The following is a 21,759-nucleotide window of genomic DNA, read 5'->3' as shown; positions in this document are numbered from 1 at the left end:
GGTCGGGATCACGTAATGTTAGATCGCAAAAAAGATTCTGGCATCGATCCATTGTCTCAAAAACGCTCTTCCTTTGTTGTCGAGCCATATCAGGGTAAAATAGGTTTCAGTTACCACCTCATAGTCAGGACGATGTATGCACTGCCCATTCTGTCTCGCCGTAGATACCAAAGTGATCGACTCTCGTCTGGTTGGCGAGGGCTCCTCCGTCCGCCGCCGTCGGCAATGCCTGGTTTGCAACGAACGTTTCACCACGTTTGAAGTGGCTGAACTGGTGATGCCGCGCGTCGTAAAAAGCAATGATGTGCGCGAACCGTTCAACGAAGACAAGCTGCGCAGCGGCATGTTAAGAGCGCTGGAAAAACGTCCCGTAAGCGCGGATGACGTCGAAATGGCGATTAATCACATTAAATCGCACCTGCGCGCCACCGGGGAACGTGAAGTGCCGAGCAAACTGCTGGGTAACCTGGTGATGGAACAGCTGAAAAAGCTCGATAAAGTGGCCTATATCCGCTTTGCGTCGGTTTATCGCAGCTTCGAAGATATTAAAGAATTCGGCGAAGAGATCGCTCGTCTACAGGACTAAGCTATGCACGACGAAATGTACATGGCGCGCGCGCTGAAACTTGCCGCACGTGGTCGCTTCACCACTCATCCCAACCCGCGTGTCGGCTGCGTTATTGTCAATCAGGGCGAAATCGTCGGCGAAGGTTTTCACTACCGGGCCGGTGAGCCGCACGCGGAAGTTCATGCGTTGCGTATGGCAGGCGAAAAAGCCAAAGGTGCGACGGCGTACGTGACCCTTGAACCCTGTAGTCATCACGGCCGCACGCCGCCTTGCTGCGACGCGCTGATTGCCGCAGGTGTTTCCCGCGTGGTGGCCGCCATGCAGGACCCCAACCCACAGGTGGCCGGACGCGGGCTGTATCGCCTGCAACAGGCGGGTATTGAGGTCAGCCACGGCCTGATGATGAGCGAAGCGGAAGCGCTGAACAAAGGTTTCCTGAAACGCATGCGTACAGGCTTCCCGTATGTTCAGCTTAAACTTGGCGCGTCTCTGGACGGGCGTACGTCGATGGCGAGCGGCGAAAGCCAGTGGATTACCTCCCCGCAGGCGCGTCGCGATGTGCAGCGTCTGCGCGCAGAGAGCCACGCAATTCTCACCAGCAGCGCCACGGTGCTGGCCGACGACCCGGCGTTAACCGTGCGCTGGAATGAACTGAGCGCACAGACGCAGGCGCTTTATGCCGAGGAAAACCTGCGCCAGCCGGTGCGTATTGTGGTCGATAGCCAGAACCGCGTCACGCCGGAGCACCGCATTGTGCAGCAGCCAGGCGAAACCTGGTTTGCCCGCACCCAAAGCGATGAGCGCAACTGGCCAGAGAGTGTAAAATCGATTATTACGCCGGAACATAATGGGCATGTTGATCTGGTTTTACTGATGATGCAGCTTGGCAAACAGCAGATTAACAGCATCTGGGTGGAGGCCGGGCCGACGCTTGCTGGCGCGCTGATTCAGGCGGGTGTCGTTGATGAGCTTATTGTCTACGTAGCACCTAAACTATTAGGCAGCGATGCGCGCGGATTATGTGTTCTACCGGGGCTTGAGAAACTGGCCGACGCCCCCCATTTCAAATTCAACGAGATACGCCATGTAGGCCCGGATATTTGCCTGCATTTGACGAACGCGTAATGCCTCCTGAAAAGGGGAGCAGCGCACAGAATATTATGATAAAATCCGCCCCCCTGCGGGGCAAATGAACCCAAAGGAAGAGTATGAACATTATTGAAGCTAACGTTGCTACCCCGGACGCTCGCGTCGCCATCACCATTGCGCGTTTCAACAACTTTATCAACGACAGCCTGCTGGAAGGTGCGATTGACGCCCTGAAACGTATTGGTCAGGTCAAAGATGAAAACATTACCGTTGTTTGGGTGCCTGGCGCTTATGAACTGCCACTGGCGGCTGGCGCGCTGGCGAAAACCGGTAAATATGACGCGGTGATTGCGCTGGGTACGGTTATCCGTGGCGGTACTGCGCACTTCGAATATGTCGCTGGCGGGGCAAGCAATGGCCTGGCGCACGTCGCTCAGGACAGCGAAATCCCGGTAGCCTTTGGTGTTCTCACCACTGAAAGTATTGAACAAGCCATCGAACGCGCTGGCACCAAAGCCGGTAACAAAGGTGCAGAAGCTGCACTGACCGCGCTTGAAATGATCAACGTATTGAAAGCCATTAAGGCCTGATTTTTTTGTAAGGGGAATTCCGTGAAACCTGCTGCTCGTCGCCGCGCCCGTGAGTGTGCCGTTCAGGCGCTTTACTCCTGGCAGTTGTCCCAGAACGACATCGCCGATGTTGAATACCAGTTCCTGGCGGAACAGGACGTCAAAGATGTAGACGTAATGTACTTCCGTGAACTGCTGTCCGGGGTGGCGACTAACAGCGCGTACCTCGATGGATTGATGAAACCTTACCTGTCCCGTCTGCTCGAAGAGCTGGGCCAGGTAGAAAAAGCGGTGCTGCGTATTGCGCTGTTCGAGCTGTCCAAACGTGATGATGTGCCGTATAAAGTGGCCATCAACGAAGCTATCGAACTGGCAAAAACCTTTGGCGCTGAAGACAGCCACAAGTTTGTCAACGGCGTGCTGGATAAAGCAGCTCCTGCAATCCGCCCCAAGAAAAAGTAATCTGCAGGCCGGTGCGAGTGTGGTTTTTGCCGCATTCCCCGGCCTTGTTTTATTCTTCTGCAGAGGCATAACGTATGGCATGCGGCGAATTTTCCCTGATTGCCCGTTATTTTGACCGCGTAAAAAGCGCCCGCTTTGATGTTGAAACCGGAATCGGCGACGACTGCGCGTTGCTCAATATTCCCGAAAAACAGACCCTGGCAATCAGTACCGACACGTTAGTGTCCGGCATTCATTTTCTTCCTGATATCGACCCCGCCGATCTGGCGTATAAAGCGCTGGCCGTAAACGTCAGCGACCTCGCGGCGATGGGCGCAGACCCGGCATGGCTGACGCTTGCCCTGACGCTGTCGTCGGTGGATGAAAGCTGGCTTAAAACGTTCAGCGATAGTCTGTTTGAACAACTCGATTACTACGATATGCAGTTGATTGGCGGCGACACGACGAAAGGCCCGCTCTCCATGACGCTGGGTATTCACGGCTACGTGCCCGTCGGCCGGGCGCTGAAGCGCTCGGGCGCAAAACCGGGCGACTGGATTTACGTCACCGGTACGCCGGGCGACAGCGCTGCCGGGCTGGCGATTCTACAGAACCGCCTGACGGTGAGCGATGAAAGCGATAACGCGTATCTGGTTAAACGCCACCTGCGCCCGACGCCACGCATTCTGCAAGGGCAGGCGCTGCGCGACCTTGCCAGTTCGGCAATCGATCTTTCCGACGGTCTGGTTTCCGACCTCGGCCATATTCTGAAAGCCAGCGAATGCGGTGCGCGAATCGATCTGGATGCACTCCCGTATTCTGAGGCGATGCAGCGTCATGTTGACGGCGAACAGGCGATGCGCTGGGCGCTTTCCGGCGGAGAAGATTACGAACTGTGCTTCACCGTACCGGAGCTCAACCGTGGCGCGCTGGACGTGGCGTTAGGCCATCTTGGCGTGCCGTTTACCTGCATCGGCCAGATGAGCGCTGACGTAGACGGAATGCATTTTCAACGCGGCGGCGACGTCGTGACGTTCGACTATAAGGGATTTGATCACTTTGGCTAGCAAAGACGTGGCGAAAAGCCGTCTCAATTTACGCAACCCCTGGCACCTGCTGGCGGTCGGTTTCGGTAGCGGCTTAAGCCCGATTGTGCCGGGGACAATGGGCTCGCTGGCCGCGATTCCCTTCTGGTATCTGATGACCTTCCTGCCGTGGCAGCTCTATTCGCTGGTGGTGATGCTCAGTATTTGTATCGGCGTGTATTTGTGTCACCAGACGGCAAAAGACATGGGCGTTCACGACCACGGCAGCATCGTGTGGGATGAGTTCGTCGGCATGTGGATTACGTTGATGGCACTGCCGACGATGGACTGGCAGTGGGTTGCCGCCGGGTTTGTGATTTTCCGTATTCTCGATATGTGGAAACCGTGGCCGATTCGCTGGTTTGACCGCAACGTTCACGGCGGTATGGGGATTATGGTTGATGACATCGTCGCCGGGGTGATTTCGGCGGGGATATTGTATTTTATCGGGCATCATTGGCCGATTGGAATAATGTAGCGTGCTGCTTGCCGGATGGCGCTTCGCTTATCCGGCCTACAACCATCACCGTAGGCCGGATAAGCGAAGCGCCATCCGGCACGACTCCTTACTTAAACCCCACTACCGGATGCGGCTGATACGGCGTTTCCAGCTCCGCAATCTGCTCCGGCTCCAGCGTTAAATCCACCGCATTCAACAACTCATCTAACTGCTCTTCCCGCGATGTGCCGATAATCGGTGCCGCCACCCCCGGTTTGCTCAACAGCCACGCCAGCGCGGTCTGCGCGCGGGTTGCGCCAAGGTCTTCCGCCACGTGCGCCAGCCGGTCGGCAATTTGCGCATCGTTCGCCTCGGTGGTGCTGTAGAGCGTGTTACCAAACTCATCGGACACCAGACGTGCGGTCGTTTCGCCCCACGGGCGGGTTAAGCGCCCACGCGCCAGCGGGCTCCAGGGGATCACCGCCACGCCTTCACGGTTGCACAGCGGCAGCATCTCATTCTCTTCTTCACGATAAATCAGGTTGTAGTGATCCTGCATGGTGACGAACGGTGCCCAGCCGTGCTGTTTTTGCAGTTCCAGTGCATGAGCAAACTGGCGTGCGTGCATCGAGGACGCGCCGATATAACGTGCTTTCCCCGCTTTCACCACATCGTTTAACGCTTCCAGCGTCTCTTCAATCGGCGTGCTGTAATCCCAGCGATGAATTTGCAGCAGGTCGACGTACTCCATTCCCAGACGTTTCAGGCTGTCATCGATGGAGCGCAGAATTTGCGCGCGGGAAAGTCCTTCCGCCAGGTCGCCGACCTGATGGTAAACCTTGGTGGCGACCACGACGTCTTCACGGCGTGCAAAGTCGCGCAGGGCGCGGCCTGTTATCTCTTCGCTGCTGCCGTCGGAATAGCTGTTTGCCGTATCGAAAAAATTAATGCCGCCTTCAAGGGCGCGCTGGATAATAGGGCGGCTGCTCTCTTCGGGTAAGGTCCAGGCGTGTTTGCCCCGATCCGGTTCGCCAAAGGTCATGCAGCCCAGGCAAAGACGGGAAACCCGAAGGTCGGTGTGTCCTAAGAGGTTGTATTGCATGGTTCCGCTCCTGCTTTTAAGGTTTACCTTTAAGCATAGCAGGAGCGGAGAGGAGGGTTATGCCAGCCAGCTCGCGATTTTCGCTTCAATGCCTGCCGCGTCAAGACCGAGGTCGGCGCGGATCTCTTCCTGAGTGCCCTGCGGAATGAAGAAGTCCGGCAGGCCAAGGTTTAGCACTGGCACCGGTTTACGGTGCGCCATCAGGACGTCGTTCACGCCGCTGCCTGCGCCGCCCATAATGGCGTTCTCTTCCAGGGTGACCAGCACGTCGTGCTGCGCAGCCATTGCAAGAATCAGGCTTTCATCAAGCGGTTTCACAAAACGCATATCCACCAGCGTGGCGTTGAGTTTCTCGGCGACCGCTGCGGCTTCAGGTAACAGCGTACCGAAGTTCAGAATAGCGATTTTCTCGCCCTGACGTTTCACCACGCCTTTGCCCAGCGGCAGTTTCTCCAGCGGCTGAAGTTCAGCGCCGGTGCCGCAGCCGCGCGGATAACGCACAGCGCTCGGGCCGTCGTTGTAGTGATAACCGGTATACAGCATCTGGCGGCATTCGTTTTCATCGCTCGGCGTCATGATGACCATCTCCGGGATGCAGCGCAGGAAGGAGAGATCAAACGCGCCCTGGTGCGTCTGGCCGTCAGCGCCGACAATCCCCGCGCGGTCGATGGCGAACATCACCGGCAGTTTCTGGATAGCCACATCGTGGATAACCTGGTCGTAGGCGCGTTGCAGGAAGGTGGAGTAAATCGCCACAATCGGTTTGTTCCCGCCAATCGCCAGGCCTGCCGCGAAGGTTACCGCGTGCTGTTCGGCGATTGCCACGTCAAAGTACTGGTCAGGGAATTTTTTCGAAAATTCGACCATGCCGGAGCCTTCACGCATTGCAGGCGTAACCGCCATTAATTTGCTGTCTTTAGCCGCTGTTTCGCACAGCCAGTCGCCGAAAATTTTGGAATAAGAGGGCAGGCCGCCGCTGCTTTTCGGTAATTTTCCGCTGGTATGGTCAAATTTCGGCACCGCATGGAACGTAATAGGATCTTTTTCGGCGGGCTCGTAGCCACGACCTTTTTTGGTCATGATGTGCAGGAACTGCGGGCCTTTCAGGTCGCGCATGTTTTTCAGCGTATTCACCAGACCCAGCACATCGTGGCCGTCCACCGGGCCGATGTAGTTAAAGCCCAGCTCTTCAAACAGCGTGCCTGGCACCACCATACCTTTGATATGTTCTTCGGTGCGCTTGAGCAGTTCTTTAATCGGCGGTACGCCGGAGAACACTTTTTTGCCGCCTTCGCGCAGAGAAGAGTAGAGCTTGCCGGAAAGCAGTTGTGCCAGATGGTTATTCAGCGCGCCGACGTTCTCGGAAATCGACATCTCGTTGTCGTTCAGCACGACCAGCATGTCCGGTTTGATATCGCCCGCGTGATTCATCGCTTCAAACGCCATGCCAGCGGTAATTGCGCCATCACCAATGACGCAGACGGTGCGACGCTGTTTCTCTTCGCGCGCGGCGGCAACGGCGATGCCGATCCCGGCCGAAATGGAGGTAGAGGAGTGGCCGACGCTTAATACGTCATACTCACTCTCGCCGCGCCACGGGAACGGGTGCAGGCCGCCTTTCTGACGAATGGTGCCAATCTTGTCGCGGCGTCCGGTCAGGATTTTATGCGGATAGGCCTGATGGCCCACGTCCCAAATCAGCTGATCGAACGGCGTATTGTAGACATAGTGCAGCGCCACGGTGAGCTCCACCGTGCCAAGCCCGGAGGCGAAGTGTCCGCTGGAACGGCTCACGCTGTCGAGCAGATAACGACGTAGTTCATCGCACAGCTTCGGCAGGCTCTCTTTTGGCAGCAGGCGCAACTCCTGAGTGGAATCGACCAACGCCAGGGTCGGGTATTTGGCAATATCAAAACTCATCAGAGACTCATTTATTGTTTATTTGTCGCGCAGGATGATGTAGTTCGCCAGCGCTTCCAGTGCAGTAGTATCCAGTGACTGTGCGGCCAGTTCAGTTAACGACTGACGGGCCTCTTCAATAAGGTCACGGGCTTTAGTGCGGGCTTGCTCAAGGCCCAGCAGTGCGGGATAGGTGCTTTTGCCTAATTGCTGATCGGCACCCTGGCGCTTGCCGAGGGTCGCAGTATCGCCCACCACATCCAGAATGTCATCCTGAACCTGGAATGCCAGGCCGATACATTCAGCGTACTTATCCAGCAGTGGCAGGGCGCTGCGGCCTTTCTCGCCCGCGCTCAATGCGCCTAAGCGCACAGCGGCGCGAATCAACGCACCGGTTTTATGACGGTGAATACGCTCAAGCGCTGCAAGATCAACATGCTTACCTTCCGCATCGAGATCCAGCGCCTGACCGCCGCACATTCCGGCGACGCCGCTGGCCTGTGCCAGCTCAGAAACCATCGCCAGACGATCGCGGTCCGACACGTTGGTCATCGGCGCATCACTCAGTATAGAAAACGCCAGCGTTTGCAGGGCATCGCCGGCCAGAATTGCATTCGCTTCGCCAAATTTAATGTGGCAGGTCGGTTGACCGCGACGCAGATCGTCATCGTCCATTGCCGGAAGATCGTCATGCATCAGCGAATAAGCATGAATGCACTCAACGGCGGCTGCGGGCGCGTCCAGCGTAAGCTGATCGACGTTAAACATTTTCCCGGTCGCGTACACCAGGAACGGACGCAGGCGTTTACCACCTAATAGTGCGCCATACTGCATCGCTTCAACCAGCGGAGTGTTCTGAAAGGGCTGAGGCTCAATAAAACGCCGCAACGCGCTGTTGGCGTGTTCGACGCAGGCATTTAACTGCTGCGAAAAATCCATTTATTCATTGTCCGGCGTAAAAGGAGTCAGAGAGGCGTTGTCGTTGTCTGCCAGCAGGATCTGCACGCGTTGTTCCGCCTGTTGCAGTTTGGCCTGCCCCTGACGCGCCAGCTGTACGCCGCGTTCGAATTCGTTCAGTGCCTCTTCCAGCGGAAGATCGCCGCTTTCGAGACGATTAACGATCTGCTCCAGTTCGGTGAGTGAAGTTTCGAAACTGGCCGGGGCTTCATTTTTCTTTGGCATAGTGAATGATCAGCTCTTTTTATATCGCGATGGCGACTATGGTAGCCCAGTCGCGTCCTGAATCAAATAACACACAATGGTATATGGGAAAGCGCGCAGCTTAACCACGAAGATGGTATACTCCGCGACCTGGATGCAGGTACCCCGGTGCGCTGCAGTACAAATTTTACCTACAGCCCGCATCGGGCTTGCCAACGAACCATTGCCGCCATGAAGTTTATCATTAAATTGTTCCCGGAAATCACCATCAAAAGCCAATCTGTGCGGTTGCGCTTTATTAAAATTTTAACCGGGAACATTCGTAACGTTCTAAAGCATTATGACGAGACGCTCGCCGTTGTTCGTCACTGGGATCACATCGAAGTCCGCGCGAAAGATGAAAATCAGCGTCTGGATATCCGTGACGCCCTGACCCGCATCCCGGGCATCCACCATATTCTTGAAGTTGAAGATGTGCCGTTCACCTCGCTGCACGATATCTTTGAAAAAGCGCTGGTGCAGTATCGCGATCAAATTGAAGGTAAAACCTTCTGCGTGCGCGTGAAACGTCGTGGTAAACACGAATTCACCTCGATTGAGATCGAGCGCTACGTCGGCGGTGGTCTGAATCAGCACGTTGAATCGGCGAAAGTGAAACTGACCAACCCGGACGTTACCGTTAACCTAGAAATTGAAAACGATCGCCTGCTGCTGGTGAAAGGCCGTTATGAAGGTATCGGCGGTTTCCCGATCGGTACCCAGGAAGATGTGCTGTCGCTGATTTCCGGCGGTTTCGACTCCGGCGTCTCCAGCTACATGCTGATGCGTCGCGGCTGTCGCGTACACTACTGCTTCTTTAATCTCGGCGGCGCGGCGCACGAAATCGGCGTTCGTCAGGTGGCACATTACCTGTGGAACCGCTTTGGCAGCTCCCACCGCGTGCGTTTCGTCGCCATTAACTTCGAACCGGTTGTTGGCGAAATCCTCGAGAAAATCGATGATGGCCAGATGGGCGTGGTGCTGAAACGCATGATGGTCCGTGCGGCGTCGAAAGTGGCTGAACGCTACGGCGTGCAGGCGCTGGTCACCGGTGAAGCGCTGGGCCAGGTTTCCAGCCAGACGCTGACCAACCTGCGTTTGATTGATAACGTCTCCGACACGTTGATCCTGCGCCCGCTGATCTCCCACGATAAAGAGCACATCATCAATCTGGCGCGTGAAATCGGTACCGAAGATTTTGCGCGTACCATGCCGGAATACTGCGGCGTGATCTCGAAAAGCCCGACCATCAAAGCGGTGAAGGCGAAAATCGAAGCGGAAGAAGAGCACTTCGATTTCAGCATTCTTGATGACGTGGTGGCGAACGCCAACAACCTCGATATCCGTGAAATTGCGCAGCAGACCGAGCAGGCAGTGGTGGAAGTCGAAACCGTCAGCGGTTTTGGCGACAACGATGTGATTCTGGATATTCGTTCCGTTGATGAGCAGGATGACAAACCGCTGAAAGTGGAAGGCGTGGAAATTGCTTCTCTGCCGTTCTACAAGCTGAGCACTCAGTTCGGCAACCTCGACCAGAGCAAAAACTACCTGCTGTGGTGCGAGCGCGGTGTGATGAGCCGCCTGCAGGCGCTTTACCTGCGCGAGCAGGGCTTTGCCAATGTGAAGGTCTATCGCCCGTAAGTGCATAGTTATTACTGAATAAAAAACCTCGCGATGCGAGGTTTTTTTATGGCTGCGGTTGTCGGATGGCGGCTGCGCCTTATCCGGTAGGCCCGATAAGCGCAGCGCCATCGGGCGTTCTTTGCTAAAGTATTCGCTTCACATCGGCGGTGAGGACAGCATGCAAAAAGTACACAAGTACATGGAAATTAAAGAGAAGATCAAAAAAGATATTCTCAGCCTGAAATATAAGAAAGGCGAAAGTATCCCTTCTGAGCGCGAGCTGGCGGCGGTTTACGATGTGACGCGCGTGACGGTACAGAAAGCGATGGCCAGTCTGGTGCAGGAAGGCTTTATCGAGCGCATTCATGGCAAGGGCATGTTTGTGCTGAAAAACACCGAATCTAATATCTATATTCTCAACAACGAAAAAAGCGACAGTATTTTGGGCTTCTCGCGCGAGTTTCAGGGGCGGGTGGCGGTAACCAGTCAACTGGTGGATTTCAGGCAGATTCAGGCAGATGAATCGCTGGCCGCGCAGCTTGATATCGCTGTGGGCGATGCGGTCTGGTTCATCCGCCGTATTCGTCTGCTTGACGGGGAACCGGTGCTGATTGAAGACAGTAATATTCCCTGCCATGTGATAGACACCATTCCGGAGTCGGTGCTTAAAGAGGGGTCGCTGTATGGCTACATCGAAACCTTCACACATAAGAAAATCAAAGATGCCGATTCACTGATCGAAGCCGCGCTTTTTAATCGTGAGCAGGCGTCGTTGCTGAATATTTCGCCGGGGCTGCCAATGCTCAAAATCACCGAAGTTACGCGACTCGAAGGCGGTGTCATCTTTAACTACTCCATTAGCTATAACCGCGCCGATATCTTCCGGGTTAAAAATATGCGCATTGAGCGCTGAGAAAGGGCCGGGGTATTTCCCCCGACCCACATGTTTAACCTTTAATAAGGCTCGCGGCAGTGGTATCCAGCGCCAGCGTACAGTGTGCGTGATTTTTGACCAGCGTCGAGGGTATTGCTGTTGTCGGCTCGCTGTTTAGCGTGGTGGCGACAATCTCCGCTTTCTTCTCTCCATTCGCCATCACGATAATCTGTTGCGCTTCCAGTAACGTTTTCAGCCCCTGGGAAATGCCCTGCGTGACGTCGCGCACGCCGCCGAAATATTTGACGGATACTGCTTTAGTGATGGGATCCAGCGGAACGATATGGCACCGGTTGTTGAGGTCCGCGCCGGGTTCGTTGAAGCCAATATGTCCGTTCATGCCAATGCCCAGCACCAGAATATCAATGTGCCCATGTTCCGCGATGAAGGCATCGACGCGCTCGCATTCCGCTTGCGGGTCCGCCGTCAGCCCGTCAAAAAAACAGATTTGATCCGGGCGCAGCGGCAGCTTATCGAAAAGATGGCTATACACCATCTCCCGACAGCTGCCTTTATCCTCGCGCCCCAGACCAAGCCACTCATCCAGGCCAACAAATGCGGCGCGGGAGAGATCCAGCCCCTGCTGGCTGGCTTCCACCAGCACCTTAAAGACGCCAAGCGGGGTGTCGCCCCCGGCAATGCAGACCAGCGCATCGGGTTTGTTTTTCAGCGTCTGGATAACCTGTTGACCGACATATTCACACAGTGCCGGGTAATCCTGGCGAATTTCAATATTCATTTTGCCTCCTTAGCGTACTGCGGAAGATAGCGTTGGTTAACGTCCAGATACTCATCAAGAATCTGCTCTGCAATGGTTGCCGAAGGCAGCAGCGGATTGATGCTCAACGCCAGTAAAGCGGTATCGTAATCACCGGTAACGGCGGCTTCGACGGTGAGCTCTTCGTAGGCCTTCACGCTCTGAATCAAACCACGAATTTTCACCGGCAGGCGGCCATAAGCGACTGGATGCGCGCCATGTTTATCGATAACCGCATTGGTCTCAAGGGTGACGTGATCCGGCAGATCCGGCGTGGTGCCGTTGTTGACGGTGTTGACTACGTGGATCTCTTTTTTATCGTTATAGATAGCGCTGATGATGGAACAGGCGGTATCGGAGTACCATGCGCCTCCGCGTTTCTCCAGCTCTTTCGGTTTATGATTCAGGTGTTCATCCTGATAAAGCTCAAACAGCCGTTTCTCAATTTCGCGCGTCTGTTCGCCACGCGTGCCCTTCGTGGCGGCATCCTGCTGCGCGGTTTGCACCATTTCGCGATTAAGGAAAAAGTACTTCAGGTAGGAAATCGGATACATATGCAACGCCTGAGCAAAACGGGCGGTGAAGCCGATATCCGGTATATTTTTCAGCGAATTGCTGGCGCTGCCCTGCGCTAACTTATTAATAAAATCATCCGTTTTATCTTCACCATGTATGGCGATGCGGTCAGCGAAAATAAGATGGTTCAGGCCGATAATGCGCGTATCAACAGCGGACTTTTCCACGTCATACGCTTTGGCGATATCCATCATCATGCTGTTGGCACCGCTGCAAATACCGATGGTTTTAATATTGCTGTGGCGGGTAATCGCCTCGGTGACAATACCTGCCGGGTTGGTAAAGTTAATCAACCATGCATTGGGGCACCATTTTTCCATATCGCGGCAGATATCGAGCAGCACGGGAATGGTGCGCTGGGCTTTCATAAAACCGCCTGGGCCGGTGGTTTCCTGGCCGAGTACGCCATATTTCAGCGGAATACGCTCATCGGTGATACGGGCTTCCAGAAAACCGACGCGCAGCTGGGTGGTGACAAAATCGGCATCTTTCAGGGCTTCTTCGCGATTTAGCGTCAGGTGAATGTTCATCGGTACGCCAGCTTGCTGCACCATGCGCTGCGCCAGCTTACCGACGATCTCCAGCTTCTCTTTTCCTTCTTCAATATCCAGCAGGTAGTAGTCGGTAACGGGTAATTCAGCGTAGCGCTTAATAAATCCGTCAATTAATTCCGGCGTATAGCTGGACCCGCCACCAATGGTGACAACTTTAAGCTTTTGCATAGGACATCCTTTTATTAAGCGGATTCTGTGGTGGCGAAAGCGTCTTCGCCTTTTTCTTCTGCCAGCTCTCTTTCAAGCTGCTTGCGTTCGGCGAGCTTGAAAAAGGGGAGGTAAATCAGGGCCGAGATGACGATGGTGCATATGGACCAAATCACCGCCGGAATATTGCCCCCTGTGACAAACCAGGCAGCGAAAACAGGCGGCATGGTCCAGGGGATTTGCAGAACAGGGCGGCCAATAATGTCGAAATACATCAGGCAATAGGTCGCGGTACACAGCAGCATCGGCGTCAGGGTGAAAGGGATCATCAGCAGCGGGTTAAAGACCACCGGGCAACCAAATATCACCGGCTCGTTGATGCAAAATACCGCAGGCGTAACCGAGAGTTTACCCACCGAGCGGTAAAGTTTGCTGCGCGAACGCAGCATCGCCAGCACCAGACCTAGCGTTGCGCCCGTGCCGCCGATACACATAAAGACGATATAAAAACCATCGGCGGTAATATGAGGAATAGGCTGGTGGTTAAGATAAGCCTGAGTGTTTTCCGCGATATATTTTAGAAAAATCGGGCTGGTAATACCGGATAACACGTTATCGCCGTGAATACCGCAGCACCAGAGCAGAGAAATCAGGAAAATCAGCGTTAACATACCGGGCAGTGAGCCAAGGCCGCTAACCAGCGGGCTAACCAGCCAGGTGAAAAAACTATTGATATCGAAGTTGAGTAATACCCGAATCAGCCACACCAGGGTGATGACAAAAATGGCCGGAATCAGGCTGGAAAAAGATTGTGCGACCGCAGGCGGCACGCCATCGGGGAGCGTAATAACCAGGTTACGTGTAATAAAAAAGCGCAGAGTCTGAACGGTAAATATCGCCAGAATAATGGCTGAGAAGAGGCCCGCTGCGCCAAGGTTATCAACGTTAAGCTGATATTCATTATTTAACTGCGCCAGTAAAAAAACGACAACGGAAACCACGCTACAGGTTATCGCGCTGAGCTTATATTCTTTCGCTAAATTATAACTGATGCCAATTGATGAAATTAAGCCAATGGCGCCAAAGGTGACTGCCGCAGGGGCGCTGAGCTTAGCAGCAAAAGGCCCAAGTAACTCCGCCCAGCCAGGGATGGGCAAATTGGCCAGAATGAGGAACAGGCTTCCGGTAATGGTGAAGGGAAGCGTCAAAACAATGCCGTTACGCACAGCGACCAGATGTTTATCTTCCCCGATTCTAATCAGCAACGGAATAATACGATTTTCAATAAATGTGACCACGAGAAATGCCTCCAGTGAGGTGTTGTATTTCCCCTGTTTATTAAATCTCTTTCTCAGGAGTTTAACTGGTATATACCAGTTGATGCGGAGTTTTTCATGGAATGGTTTGCGAGTCAATACAGCGCCAAAAGAGACGTTATCTTGAATATCTGATTGAATAAATGATGATTTTTAATGAGGTGTCTGTGCGGGTAGGGAGATTAAGTGGGGAAAAAAGTGATGTTCTGTGAGCCTTCGCACAAATATAACCGCAAGCCCGATAAGCACATCGCCATCGGGCTTTTCAGCAGCCTAATCAAACTGTACGGGTAACGTTTTCCCCCCAGATTGCCAGTTTCCCTGATAGCGACCCTCTTTTAAATCAAGCACAATTTTTTCTGCAGGGGCCTCATTTGATGAGGTAGTGAGCTCATAGTGTTGCGTATTTTCGGGGCTGCATTTACCTGATAACCCGATCGCCGCACCATATTTCTCGTAAAAATAGGCACCTTGAATGTAAGAGCGTTGGCAGGAAACATTCAGAACGATGCGTGTGTTTTTGCCCAGCGTACCGTAAAGCACTCTATCGCTCAGACCGGGAAGCGGAGCCGTGCGTTGACGGGGTTCATTTGTCAGTAGCGTTTTACCGTAAGGTGTAAGCATTTCATTGAGTGATGAAACAGGAAGCGGGGTTTGAAAATCCCCAAGATCGTCAAGTGCTTGATTTGCATGGTTGCTACAACGACCGTTTAAAAACGTGATATTTTTTTCATTCAATGAATAGCGATCGGTATAGTCAGTGAAGTCAGGGTTTTTAGTTCTTGCCAGACACTCGGCGTAGAATGCCTCATAGTCCATAATCACTCCATCTTCATCGCGCTGTTTTTCGGCGGGAAGCGCTTTTTGTTGCGCCACAAAGGTTGAGATTTTATCGCTAATATCTTTGCGGACTTTTGTCGCTAATGTATCCATGCCATTGTTAGTGATTATTTGTTCCAGCGTGACGCGGTACCCGGTGGATAAATCAAAAACTACTGGCTCTGTATATGCCTCGCAATAAGCGCCGCACCATTCGCCTAATATATCAATTGCAAGAATGTTTTTGCCCAGATATTGAACGTGGTAATCCAGCGTTTCAATTCCCTCCATGCCATGTTCGGTCTTCGCTAGCTGATTCAGCGTAGCCTGAGGATCTTTCCCTGGAAGATGAAAAATAAACGTCGAGAAGAGATAATCATTGATGCGTTTAGCCGCGATAGGATTATCGGGAGAAGAAAACCAGGGCAGGCGATACTGCGTTATCGTGCTGTCAGGATAGAGGTAATCAATATTTGAAATCTGTAGTTGGGTCGCAGATGCCCCCACGGAAAGCAGCATTAAAGCCACTCCGCTCAGAGATCCTTTCATAGTCAATTCCTTATTTTTTGAGCCGGAAGTGGCGTTTAAATTTACTCGTAGTAGTTATAAATCCCGGCCGCCATCACCAGCTGCGAGGCGACTTCATGGGCTTTCTCACGCCCAACCAGCAGGTCGATAATCTTCAGGCCAAAATCAATCGACGTGCCTGGCCCCTGGCTGGTGAGCAGGTTTACACGCGGATCCCACGCGACGCGTCGGTCCATCCACTGATCTTCCGGGATCTGATCCTTCAGCGTCGGGAAGCCGGTCATGTTACCGACCGGAAAGAGATTGTGCGGGACTAGTACCGTGGCAGGAGCGGCGCAAATCGCGGCCACAATACGCCCGGAGAGATGGAACTGACGCACGGTTTCAACCAGCAGCGGGCTATCGCGGAAGCACTCTGCGCCTTTGATGCCGCCCGGCAGGATGATGATGTCGTAATCACCATCGGCGACTTCCACCAGCGGGGCATCGGCCAGCAGCTTTACGCCGCGCGAGCAGACGATAGTCAGGTTGCCATCGCTGGCGACGCTTGCCGTGGTGACGTTAATGCCGCCGCGAACCAGCAGGTCAATAGTGGTGACGGCTTCCGTCTCTTCACTACCAGGTGCGAGGCAAATCAGTGCCGACGCGCTCATATTCACTCTCCTTACGTTTAATCTGTTCATACAGGCGGGTGTTTTCCGGCAAGCTAAGGCCGTGGGAGCGGGCGCGTCGGAGCAGGTAACCGGTAATATAGTCGATTTCCGTGTGTCGCAGCGCCCTAACATCCTGAAGCATAGAGGAGATATTTTCTCCTGTGCGTTCAATCACCTGGGTGACGTAAAATAGCAGGTTTTCCGTCGAAGTATGAATGCCTTCCCGCGCCATGGTATGCGCGACTTCCGCGCAGATAAGCTCAACCTGCGGTAAATGCTGGCTCAGTTCTCCGTTCGGGCAGTTCATCAGCGCGGTCAATGGGTTGATCACGCAGTTTACCGCCAGCTTGCGCCACATCGCCGAGTGGATGTTATCGTGCCAGGCGACATCCGGCAGAACGTCCTGTAGGGTTACCGCCAGATGGCTGTAATCGCGGTCGTAGTGTTTGGCCGGGCCAATATGCGTGGTGCCGTTGGCGACATGTATGATGATGTTGCCATCACGGCGTGCGGCCTGCGTGGTCGCACCCAGCAGCAGCGGCTGCGTAACGTCGTTTAACTCTTCTACCGTGCCCATGCCATTATGGATAAGCAAAATAGGGGACGTTGCCGGCAGTTTCTTTGCCAGCGTTTTAACCGCGTCGGAGACCTGCCAGGCTTTTAACGTCACCAGCAAAAGGTCGCTGTGTGCGAGAAAGTCGGGGTCGTTGGCGGTAACGGACTGATTAAATTCAGAACCATCCAGCTCAAGCAGATTTACGCTACAGTAAGGCTGGGGGACGCGTAGCCAGCCCTGAACATCAAATCCTTTTTTAAACAACGCCGTGAGCCATAGCTGGCCCAGCGCGCCACATCCTAGTACTGTAATTTTCACACTGCCTCCTGAACGGCGTTGACACCCAAATTATAGCCTCGGGCGCTAAGCTTTCGGGGATAACAAGTTGAGTTATGCCGCGTTGCAGGTATTATGCAACGCAAAAGTCACTGAGGGAGAGGAAAAGATGCCATCTTTCGATATTGTCTCTGAAGTTGATCTTCAGGAAGCACGCAACGGCGTGGATAACGCAGCGCGTGAAGTTGAATCACGTTTCGATTTTCGCGGCGTAGAAGCGAAAATTGAGCTGAACGATGCGAATAAAACCATCAAAGTACTGAGCGAGTCTGATTTCCAGGTTAACCAGCTGCTGGATATTCTGCGCGCCAAACTGCTCAAGCGCGGCATTGAAGGGACGTCTCTTGATGTGCCAGAAGAGTTTGTGCACAGCGGAAAAACCTGGTTTGTGGAAGCGAAGCTGAAGCAGGGGATTGAGAGCGCGATTCAGAAGAAAATCGTGAAGCTCATCAAAGACAGCAAGCTGAAAGTGCAGACGCAAATTCAGGGTGAAGAGATTCGCGTGACCGGGAAATCCCGTGATGATTTACAGGCGGTAATGGCGCTGGTGCGCGGCGGCGATTTAGGCCAGCCGTTCCAGTTTAAAAATTTCCGCGATTAATCTGTATTGCCGGATGGCGGCTTCGCCTTATCCGGCCTACGGGAGTGTCATGCTCGTGTAGGCCCGATAAGCGTAGCGCCATCGGGCATTTCAGACTCAGGCGATGATAGCCTGCTCCACCTCAAACCGGTTGGTCACTTTGCTGTCGATTTTAACGTAAGCCGAGCGCTCATCGCCCACCAGCAGCACCTCTTTAATCCCCTCTTTCGCCAACAGCCGCGCCTTCAGGGCATCGTCAACCTCGACACCGTCGGGAATTTCAATGCGTAAACTGCTGACATAAGCCGGTTCGCTCATGGTGACGGCGACCAGCATCCAGACCGTCGCCAGCAGTGCGCCCGCCAGGAACACGGTTTGCGAATCGAAGAAGCCGTCAATCCAGCCGCCCAGCGAGCCGCCAATTGCCACGCCGAGAAACTGGCTGGTGGAGTAAATCCCCATCGCCGTACCTTTGTAGCCCGCCGGAGACTCTTTACTGATAAGCGACGGTAACAGCGCTTCCATCAGGTTGAAGGCGAGGAAGAAAATCTGCACGCCTGCCACCAGCGCCCAGAAGTCGCTGCCGGAACCCCACAGCACAATTTCTGCAATCAGCAGCAGGGCGATACACAGCAGAAACACGCGCTTCATTTTGCGCTTCACTTCGGCATAAATAATAAACGGCACCACGGCGATAAACGAGACCAGCATGGTGACCAGATAGATTTTCCAGTGCTCGGGTGCCGGGAAGCCTACCGCTTCCAGCTGGCCCGGCAGGGCGACGAAGGTCGACATCAGCAGAATGTGCAAACACATAATGCCGAAGTTCAGGCGCAGCAGTTTGGGCTCCATCAGCACTTTGCTAAAGCAGCCTTTTACCATGCCGGATTCGCGGTTCAGCGTATGGTTATGACTGTTTGGTACCACCCATAGCGTCAGCAAAATGCCAAGCGTCGCGAGGATGGCGATCATCCAAAACAGCGCGTGCAGGCCCAGCTTATGGGTGATAATCGGCCCTAATACCATGGCGATTGCAAAGGTGACGCCAAAACTCACGCCAATAAACGCCATTGCTTTGGTGCGGTTTTGCTCACGAGTGAGGTCAGAAAGCAGCGCCATTACGGCGGCGGCGATCGCCCCGGAACCTTGCAAGGCGCGGCCAAGAATGATGCCCCAAATGGAGTCTGAGAGCGCGGCAATCACGCTACCGGCAACAAAAATCATCAGCCCGCCAATAATCAGCGGTTTGCGGCCAATGCGGTCGGAGAGTAAACCAAAGGGGATCTGGAAGACGGCCTGCGCCAGCCCGTAAATACCAATCGCCAGGCCAATCAGCGCTTCGCTTGCGCCTTGCAGAGCCATACCGTACGTGGTCAGAACCGGCAGAACCATAAACATGCCGAGCATGCGCAACGAAAATACGGTCCCTAAACCCCAGGTGGCGCGCAATTCCCCCGGCGTCATTTTGTAATCGTTCATTCCCACCTCATTATTAATCGCCCCATAGTGTAGTGCGGAGCGCAGGCAGGGTAAACAGAGTGTTAATGAGCAAATATTACATTCGTGAATTATTTGTGCTGTATAGAAAAAGGCCCCTGCGCGGGGCCCCTGTCTGAAGGTCAAATTGCCTGGCGGATCTCGTCGATAACCTCGAGCGATCTCAGCGCATCGGCGGCGTCAATAATTGGCGTCGCCTCGCCGCGAATAACGGCAATAAAGTGGTTCAGTTGCAGGATAAACGGGTCGATGGCGTCTATGTGCAACGTTTCACTGATAAGCGGTTCGTGCCAGCCGCTTTTCTCGCCGTAGCGCCACCAGCGCATCTGCGGTATCGCCAGCGCGCCCAGCGTGCCGGAAATCAGGTAGCAGTTTTCCGGCGTATGCGCGTAAATCGGGTTCTCCGCCGAGTTCATCTCCCAACTCCACGGGCTAACGCTGCAATCGCTTAACACCGCGCTGCCCAGCGTGCCGCGTGCGAAACGCATATTCACCACCGCGCTATCCTCGTTGGCAAAGCCACGCGTTTCGCTGGAGGCCATCGCCTGCACTTCTTCAATTTCGCCCAGCAGATAGCGCATCAGATCGATATCGTGCACAAGGTTAACCAATAGCGGCCCCGCGCCGGGCTCCCGTCGCCAGCTTACGTCAAAATAGTCGTCCGGTTTTTGCAGTAGCCAGTGGGCGGAAACAGCGACGATATTGCCGAGTTTGCCGCTATCGATGAGCGTTTTCGCCGCCGCCGTCAGGGCGTTATGGCGGCGATGATGGCCAACTAATACCGGCACGTTGTGCGCAAGCGCGGCGTCCACCAGCTCACGCGCGCGCTCAGGAGATTCCGCCACCGGTTTTTCCACCAGCACCGGAATACCGCGTGTTACGCAGGCCAGCGCGCAGGGCACATGCAGGGTGTTTGGCGTGGCGTTAATCACCCCGTCTGGCCTGATTTCATCCAGCATTTCCTCGACGTCAGCAAACCACGCGACGCCGAGCTCTGTCGCCAGTTCGCGCGCCTGTTCTGAGGGATCGGCAAGCGCCACCAGCGTGGCGTCTGACGCATGCTGAATAACGTCAATATGTTTGCGCCCGATGGCGCCCGCGCCGATCACGGCGAGTCTTGTCGGATTCATGATGGGCTCCTGAGCGAAGAGGTAACGGTAGGAACATTGTCGGGTTGGCCCGAGGCAAACCAGCCTTTTGCCGCGACGCCCAGCACGGTGAGCAGCGCCGGAATGCCAAGCAGCAGGAAGACGGTTTCAAATTTGAGATCCATCGCCAGCATTTCAGCCCCGGCAAAAGCGCTGAGGATCGCCCCGATACGCCCGACGCCGTGCATCCAGCTTGAACCGGTGGCGCGCGCCTGGGTGGGATAAAAGCGCGCAGAGAGCGCGTTCATGCCGGTATTCGCGCCGTTCAGACAGGCGCCGCTAATCAGCGCCAGCAGGCACAGTAGCGTGAAGCTGGCGGCCGCAAAACCAATCGCCATCGTCACCAGCCCGCCAACCGCAAAAATCGCGCCCAGCGCCCGATGCGGGTTGATGCGGTCCATCAGCCACCCGGCGAACAGTGAGCCCACTGTGCCGCCCGCCTGATAGATGGCGGTCATAATTGCCGCCTGGCTAACGGTGAGACCAATCTCTTTCACCAGCGTAGGCAGCCAGCTACCGAGGATGTAAACCAGAAACAGCCCCATAAAGTAGACGAGCCACAGCATTAGCGTGCCGAAACGGTATTGCGGTGAGAGCACGATGCGCATCGCGTTGCCGCTTACCGGCTGAGTGGGCAGAACGAAACTCACGTTATCGGCGATTTTACCCGGATAGAGCCGCTTTAGGATCGCGCAAATCTGTCCGGCGGGGGCTTGCTTAATCACCAGAAAACGCACGGACTCCGGTAGCTTCCACAGCAGAATGGGCACAAACAGCAGCGGCAAAATGCCGCCCAGCGCCATCAGTGAATGCCAGCCGTACATTGGGATCAGCCATGACGCGGTAAAGCCGCCAATCGCCGCCCCGAAGGTGAAACCGCAGAAAATTACCGTAATGATGAACGAGCGCTTACGTTCAGGCGCATATTCCGAGACCAGCGTACTGATATTGGGCATCGCGGCGCCGAGGCCCAACCCGGTCATAAAGCGGAAGAAAATCATCTGTTCGATGTTCTGCGAAAAGGCGGTGGCGACGGTCCAGAAACCGAAGAAGAAGACGCTGTTAATGATTATCTTCTTGCGCCCCAGCCAGTCGGCGAGCGGGCCGGAGAACATCGCCCCCAGCGCCAGGCCAATCAGCGCGGTGCTGATCACAAAGCCCAGCTCATGGTTGCTGACGCCCCATTCCTGTTTCAGCACCGGGGCGATAAACCCCATGATGGCGATATCAAAACCATCCAGCGCAATTACGGCAAACCCTAAAAAAATCACCAGCTTCTGATAGCGGCTGAGCGGCTGGGTGTTAATTAACTCTCTGACGTCCAGGCGTTGAGTCTGAGCCAT

Annotated in this window: 22 protein-coding genes; 9 read left to right on the top strand and 13 right to left on the bottom strand. The window is 54.5% G+C overall.

Features of this window, described 5'->3' with window-relative positions:
* The first annotated feature begins 136 nt into the window (after positions 1 to 136).
* The 6 genes from nrdR (at position 137) to pgpA (ending at position 4,230) form a co-directional block, all read left to right on the top strand.
* The gene (gene nrdR / locus G163CM_RS12255; protein ID WP_015965607.1) at positions 137 to 586 is read left to right on the top strand and encodes a transcriptional regulator NrdR; all 450 of its coding nucleotides are present in this window, start codon (positions 137 to 139) and stop codon (positions 584 to 586) included.
* 3 nt (positions 587 to 589) lie between these two features.
* The gene (ribD, locus tag G163CM_RS12250; RefSeq protein ID WP_231825134.1) at positions 590 to 1,693 is read left to right on the top strand and encodes a bifunctional diaminohydroxyphosphoribosylaminopyrimidine deaminase/5-amino-6-(5-phosphoribosylamino)uracil reductase RibD; all 1,104 of its coding nucleotides are present in this window, start codon (positions 590 to 592) and stop codon (positions 1,691 to 1,693) included.
* Between the two features lie 83 nt (positions 1,694 to 1,776).
* Positions 1,777 to 2,247 (top strand): 6,7-dimethyl-8-ribityllumazine synthase, encoded by a 471-nt coding sequence (gene ribH, locus G163CM_RS12245; protein WP_001021161.1) that lies wholly within the window; start codon positions 1,777 to 1,779, stop codon positions 2,245 to 2,247.
* 21 nt (positions 2,248 to 2,268) lie between these two features.
* Positions 2,269 to 2,688 carry a transcription antitermination factor NusB gene (gene nusB / locus G163CM_RS12240; RefSeq protein ID WP_015965605.1) on the top strand — a complete coding sequence of 140 codons (420 nt, stop codon included), beginning with the start codon at positions 2,269 to 2,271 and terminating at the stop codon, positions 2,686 to 2,688.
* A gap of 74 nt (positions 2,689 to 2,762) precedes the next feature.
* Positions 2,763 to 3,734 carry a thiamine-phosphate kinase gene (thiL, locus tag G163CM_RS12235; RefSeq protein WP_231825133.1) on the top strand — a complete coding sequence of 324 codons (972 nt, stop codon included), beginning with the start codon at positions 2,763 to 2,765 and terminating at the stop codon, positions 3,732 to 3,734.
* The gene (gene pgpA / locus G163CM_RS12230) at positions 3,727 to 4,230 is read left to right on the top strand and encodes a phosphatidylglycerophosphatase A (RefSeq protein ID WP_015965603.1); all 504 of its coding nucleotides are present in this window, start codon (positions 3,727 to 3,729) and stop codon (positions 4,228 to 4,230) included. Before thiL ends, pgpA begins: the two co-directional genes overlap by 8 nt.
* 88 nt (positions 4,231 to 4,318) lie before the next feature.
* Here pgpA and G163CM_RS12225 read toward each other — a convergent pair whose 3' ends face one another.
* From G163CM_RS12225 to xseB, 4 genes are read right to left on the bottom strand one after another with little or no spacing between them, the layout of a single operon-like run.
* The gene (locus G163CM_RS12225) at positions 4,319 to 5,293 is read right to left on the bottom strand and encodes an aldo/keto reductase (protein WP_015965602.1); all 975 of its coding nucleotides are present in this window, start codon (positions 5,291 to 5,293) and stop codon (positions 4,319 to 4,321) included.
* Positions 5,294 to 5,350: 57 nt separating this feature from the next.
* Positions 5,351 to 7,213 carry a 1-deoxy-D-xylulose-5-phosphate synthase gene (gene dxs, locus G163CM_RS12220; RefSeq protein WP_015965601.1) on the bottom strand — a complete coding sequence of 621 codons (1,863 nt, stop codon included), beginning with the start codon at positions 7,211 to 7,213 and terminating at the stop codon, positions 5,351 to 5,353.
* An 18-nt stretch (positions 7,214 to 7,231) separates the two neighbouring features.
* Complete coding sequence (gene ispA, locus G163CM_RS12215; RefSeq protein WP_015965600.1) at positions 7,232 to 8,131, bottom strand: (2E,6E)-farnesyl diphosphate synthase; 900 nt, start codon at positions 8,129 to 8,131, stop codon at positions 7,232 to 7,234.
* Positions 8,132 to 8,374, bottom strand: coding sequence for an exodeoxyribonuclease VII small subunit (gene xseB, locus G163CM_RS12210; RefSeq protein WP_015965599.1), 243 nt, complete (start codon positions 8,372 to 8,374; stop codon positions 8,132 to 8,134).
* A gap of 210 nt (positions 8,375 to 8,584) precedes the next feature.
* Between xseB and thiI the strand changes: the two genes are divergently transcribed.
* Positions 8,585 to 10,033, top strand: coding sequence for a tRNA uracil 4-sulfurtransferase ThiI (gene thiI / locus G163CM_RS12205; protein ID WP_015965598.1), 1,449 nt, complete (start codon positions 8,585 to 8,587; stop codon positions 10,031 to 10,033).
* 160 nt (positions 10,034 to 10,193) lie between these two features.
* Entirely contained in the window at positions 10,194 to 10,928 is a 735-nt protein-coding gene (locus tag G163CM_RS12200; protein WP_231825132.1) for a GntR family transcriptional regulator, read from the top strand.
* Between the two features lie 34 nt (positions 10,929 to 10,962).
* Here the strand turns inward: G163CM_RS12200 and G163CM_RS12195 are convergent, their stop codons facing one another.
* From G163CM_RS12195 to panE, 6 genes are all read right to left on the bottom strand, one after another.
* Positions 10,963 to 11,688: a glucosamine-6-phosphate deaminase gene (locus G163CM_RS12195; protein ID WP_231825131.1), complete on the bottom strand. Its 726-nt coding sequence runs from the start codon at positions 11,686 to 11,688 to the stop codon at positions 10,963 to 10,965.
* Entirely contained in the window at positions 11,685 to 13,004 is a 1,320-nt protein-coding gene (locus G163CM_RS12190) for a 6-phospho-beta-glucosidase (RefSeq protein WP_231825130.1), read from the bottom strand. The genes G163CM_RS12195 and G163CM_RS12190 overlap by 4 nt, the downstream gene beginning before the upstream one ends.
* 14 nt (positions 13,005 to 13,018) lie before the next feature.
* The gene (locus tag G163CM_RS12185) at positions 13,019 to 14,281 is read right to left on the bottom strand and encodes a PTS sugar transporter subunit IIC (protein ID WP_015965594.1); all 1,263 of its coding nucleotides are present in this window, start codon (positions 14,279 to 14,281) and stop codon (positions 13,019 to 13,021) included.
* Positions 14,282 to 14,572: 291 nt separating this feature from the next.
* Complete coding sequence (locus G163CM_RS12180) at positions 14,573 to 15,667, bottom strand: hypothetical protein (protein ID WP_231825129.1); 1,095 nt, start codon at positions 15,665 to 15,667, stop codon at positions 14,573 to 14,575.
* A 41-nt stretch (positions 15,668 to 15,708) separates the two neighbouring features.
* Positions 15,709 to 16,299, bottom strand: coding sequence for a protein deglycase YajL (yajL, locus tag G163CM_RS12175; protein ID WP_015965592.1), 591 nt, complete (start codon positions 16,297 to 16,299; stop codon positions 15,709 to 15,711).
* On the bottom strand, positions 16,262 to 17,173 hold the full coding sequence (gene panE / locus G163CM_RS12170; protein ID WP_015965591.1) for a 2-dehydropantoate 2-reductase: 912 nt from the start codon (positions 17,171 to 17,173) through the stop codon (positions 16,262 to 16,264). The genes yajL and panE overlap by 38 nt, the downstream gene beginning before the upstream one ends.
* 127 nt (positions 17,174 to 17,300) lie before the next feature.
* Here panE and G163CM_RS12165 point away from each other — a divergent pair, with 127 nt between their 5' ends.
* On the top strand, positions 17,301 to 17,792 hold the full coding sequence (locus tag G163CM_RS12165) for a YajQ family cyclic di-GMP-binding protein (RefSeq protein WP_015965590.1): 492 nt from the start codon (positions 17,301 to 17,303) through the stop codon (positions 17,790 to 17,792).
* A 96-nt stretch (positions 17,793 to 17,888) separates the two neighbouring features.
* Here the strand turns inward: G163CM_RS12165 and G163CM_RS12160 are convergent, their stop codons facing one another.
* From G163CM_RS12160 to G163CM_RS12150, 3 genes are all read right to left on the bottom strand, one after another.
* Positions 17,889 to 19,250, bottom strand: coding sequence for an MFS transporter (locus tag G163CM_RS12160; RefSeq protein ID WP_015965589.1), 1,362 nt, complete (start codon positions 19,248 to 19,250; stop codon positions 17,889 to 17,891).
* Between the two features lie 140 nt (positions 19,251 to 19,390).
* Complete coding sequence (locus G163CM_RS12155) at positions 19,391 to 20,398, bottom strand: Gfo/Idh/MocA family protein (protein WP_231825128.1); 1,008 nt, start codon at positions 20,396 to 20,398, stop codon at positions 19,391 to 19,393.
* A complete protein-coding gene (locus G163CM_RS12150; protein WP_231825127.1) occupies positions 20,395 to 21,759 on the bottom strand; it encodes an MFS transporter in 1,365 nt (454 codons plus the stop codon). The genes G163CM_RS12155 and G163CM_RS12150 overlap by 4 nt, the downstream gene beginning before the upstream one ends.

It is taken from the genome of Pseudocitrobacter corydidari (assembly GCF_021172065.1).
GTDB lineage: Bacteria > Pseudomonadota > Gammaproteobacteria > Enterobacterales > Enterobacteriaceae > Pseudocitrobacter > Pseudocitrobacter corydidari.
The sequence above is the reverse complement of the archived record's forward strand: the minus strand, read 5'-3'. Positions and strand labels throughout refer to the sequence as shown.

What these genes read in the sequence shown, in the direction of transcription:
- nrdR (WP_015965607.1), top strand. Translation starts at nt 137, where the DNA reads ATGCACTGCCCATTCTGTCTCGCCGTAGATACCAAAGTGATCGACTCT.
- ribD (WP_231825134.1), top strand. Translation starts at nt 590, where the DNA reads ATGCACGACGAAATGTACATGGCGCGCGCGCTGAAACTTGCCGCACGT.
- ribH (WP_001021161.1), top strand. Translation starts at nt 1,777, where the DNA reads ATGAACATTATTGAAGCTAACGTTGCTACCCCGGACGCTCGCGTCGCC.
- thiL (WP_231825133.1), top strand. Translation starts at nt 2,763, where the DNA reads ATGGCATGCGGCGAATTTTCCCTGATTGCCCGTTATTTTGACCGCGTA.
- G163CM_RS12225 (WP_015965602.1), bottom strand. Translation starts at nt 5,293, where the DNA reads ATGCAATACAACCTCTTAGGACACACCGACCTTCGGGTTTCCCGTCTT.
- dxs (WP_015965601.1), bottom strand. Translation starts at nt 7,213, where the DNA reads ATGAGTTTTGATATTGCCAAATACCCGACCCTGGCGTTGGTCGATTCC.
- ispA (WP_015965600.1), bottom strand. Translation starts at nt 8,131, where the DNA reads ATGGATTTTTCGCAGCAGTTAAATGCCTGCGTCGAACACGCCAACAGC.
- xseB (WP_015965599.1), bottom strand. Translation starts at nt 8,374, where the DNA reads ATGCCAAAGAAAAATGAAGCCCCGGCCAGTTTCGAAACTTCACTCACC.
- thiI (WP_015965598.1), top strand. Translation starts at nt 8,585, where the DNA reads ATGAAGTTTATCATTAAATTGTTCCCGGAAATCACCATCAAAAGCCAA.
- G163CM_RS12200 (WP_231825132.1), top strand. Translation starts at nt 10,194, where the DNA reads ATGCAAAAAGTACACAAGTACATGGAAATTAAAGAGAAGATCAAAAAA.
- G163CM_RS12195 (WP_231825131.1), bottom strand. Translation starts at nt 11,688, where the DNA reads ATGAATATTGAAATTCGCCAGGATTACCCGGCACTGTGTGAATATGTC.
- G163CM_RS12190 (WP_231825130.1), bottom strand. Translation starts at nt 13,004, where the DNA reads ATGCAAAAGCTTAAAGTTGTCACCATTGGTGGCGGGTCCAGCTATACG.
- G163CM_RS12180 (WP_231825129.1), bottom strand. Translation starts at nt 15,667, where the DNA reads ATGAAAGGATCTCTGAGCGGAGTGGCTTTAATGCTGCTTTCCGTGGGG.
- yajL (WP_015965592.1), bottom strand. Translation starts at nt 16,299, where the DNA reads ATGAGCGCGTCGGCACTGATTTGCCTCGCACCTGGTAGTGAAGAGACG.
- G163CM_RS12165 (WP_015965590.1), top strand. Translation starts at nt 17,301, where the DNA reads ATGCCATCTTTCGATATTGTCTCTGAAGTTGATCTTCAGGAAGCACGC.
- G163CM_RS12160 (WP_015965589.1), bottom strand. Translation starts at nt 19,250, where the DNA reads ATGAACGATTACAAAATGACGCCGGGGGAATTGCGCGCCACCTGGGGT.
- G163CM_RS12155 (WP_231825128.1), bottom strand. Translation starts at nt 20,398, where the DNA reads ATGAATCCGACAAGACTCGCCGTGATCGGCGCGGGCGCCATCGGGCGC.
- G163CM_RS12150 (WP_231825127.1), bottom strand. Translation starts at nt 21,759, where the DNA reads ATGGCTCAGACTCAACGCCTGGACGTCAGAGAGTTAATTAACACCCAG.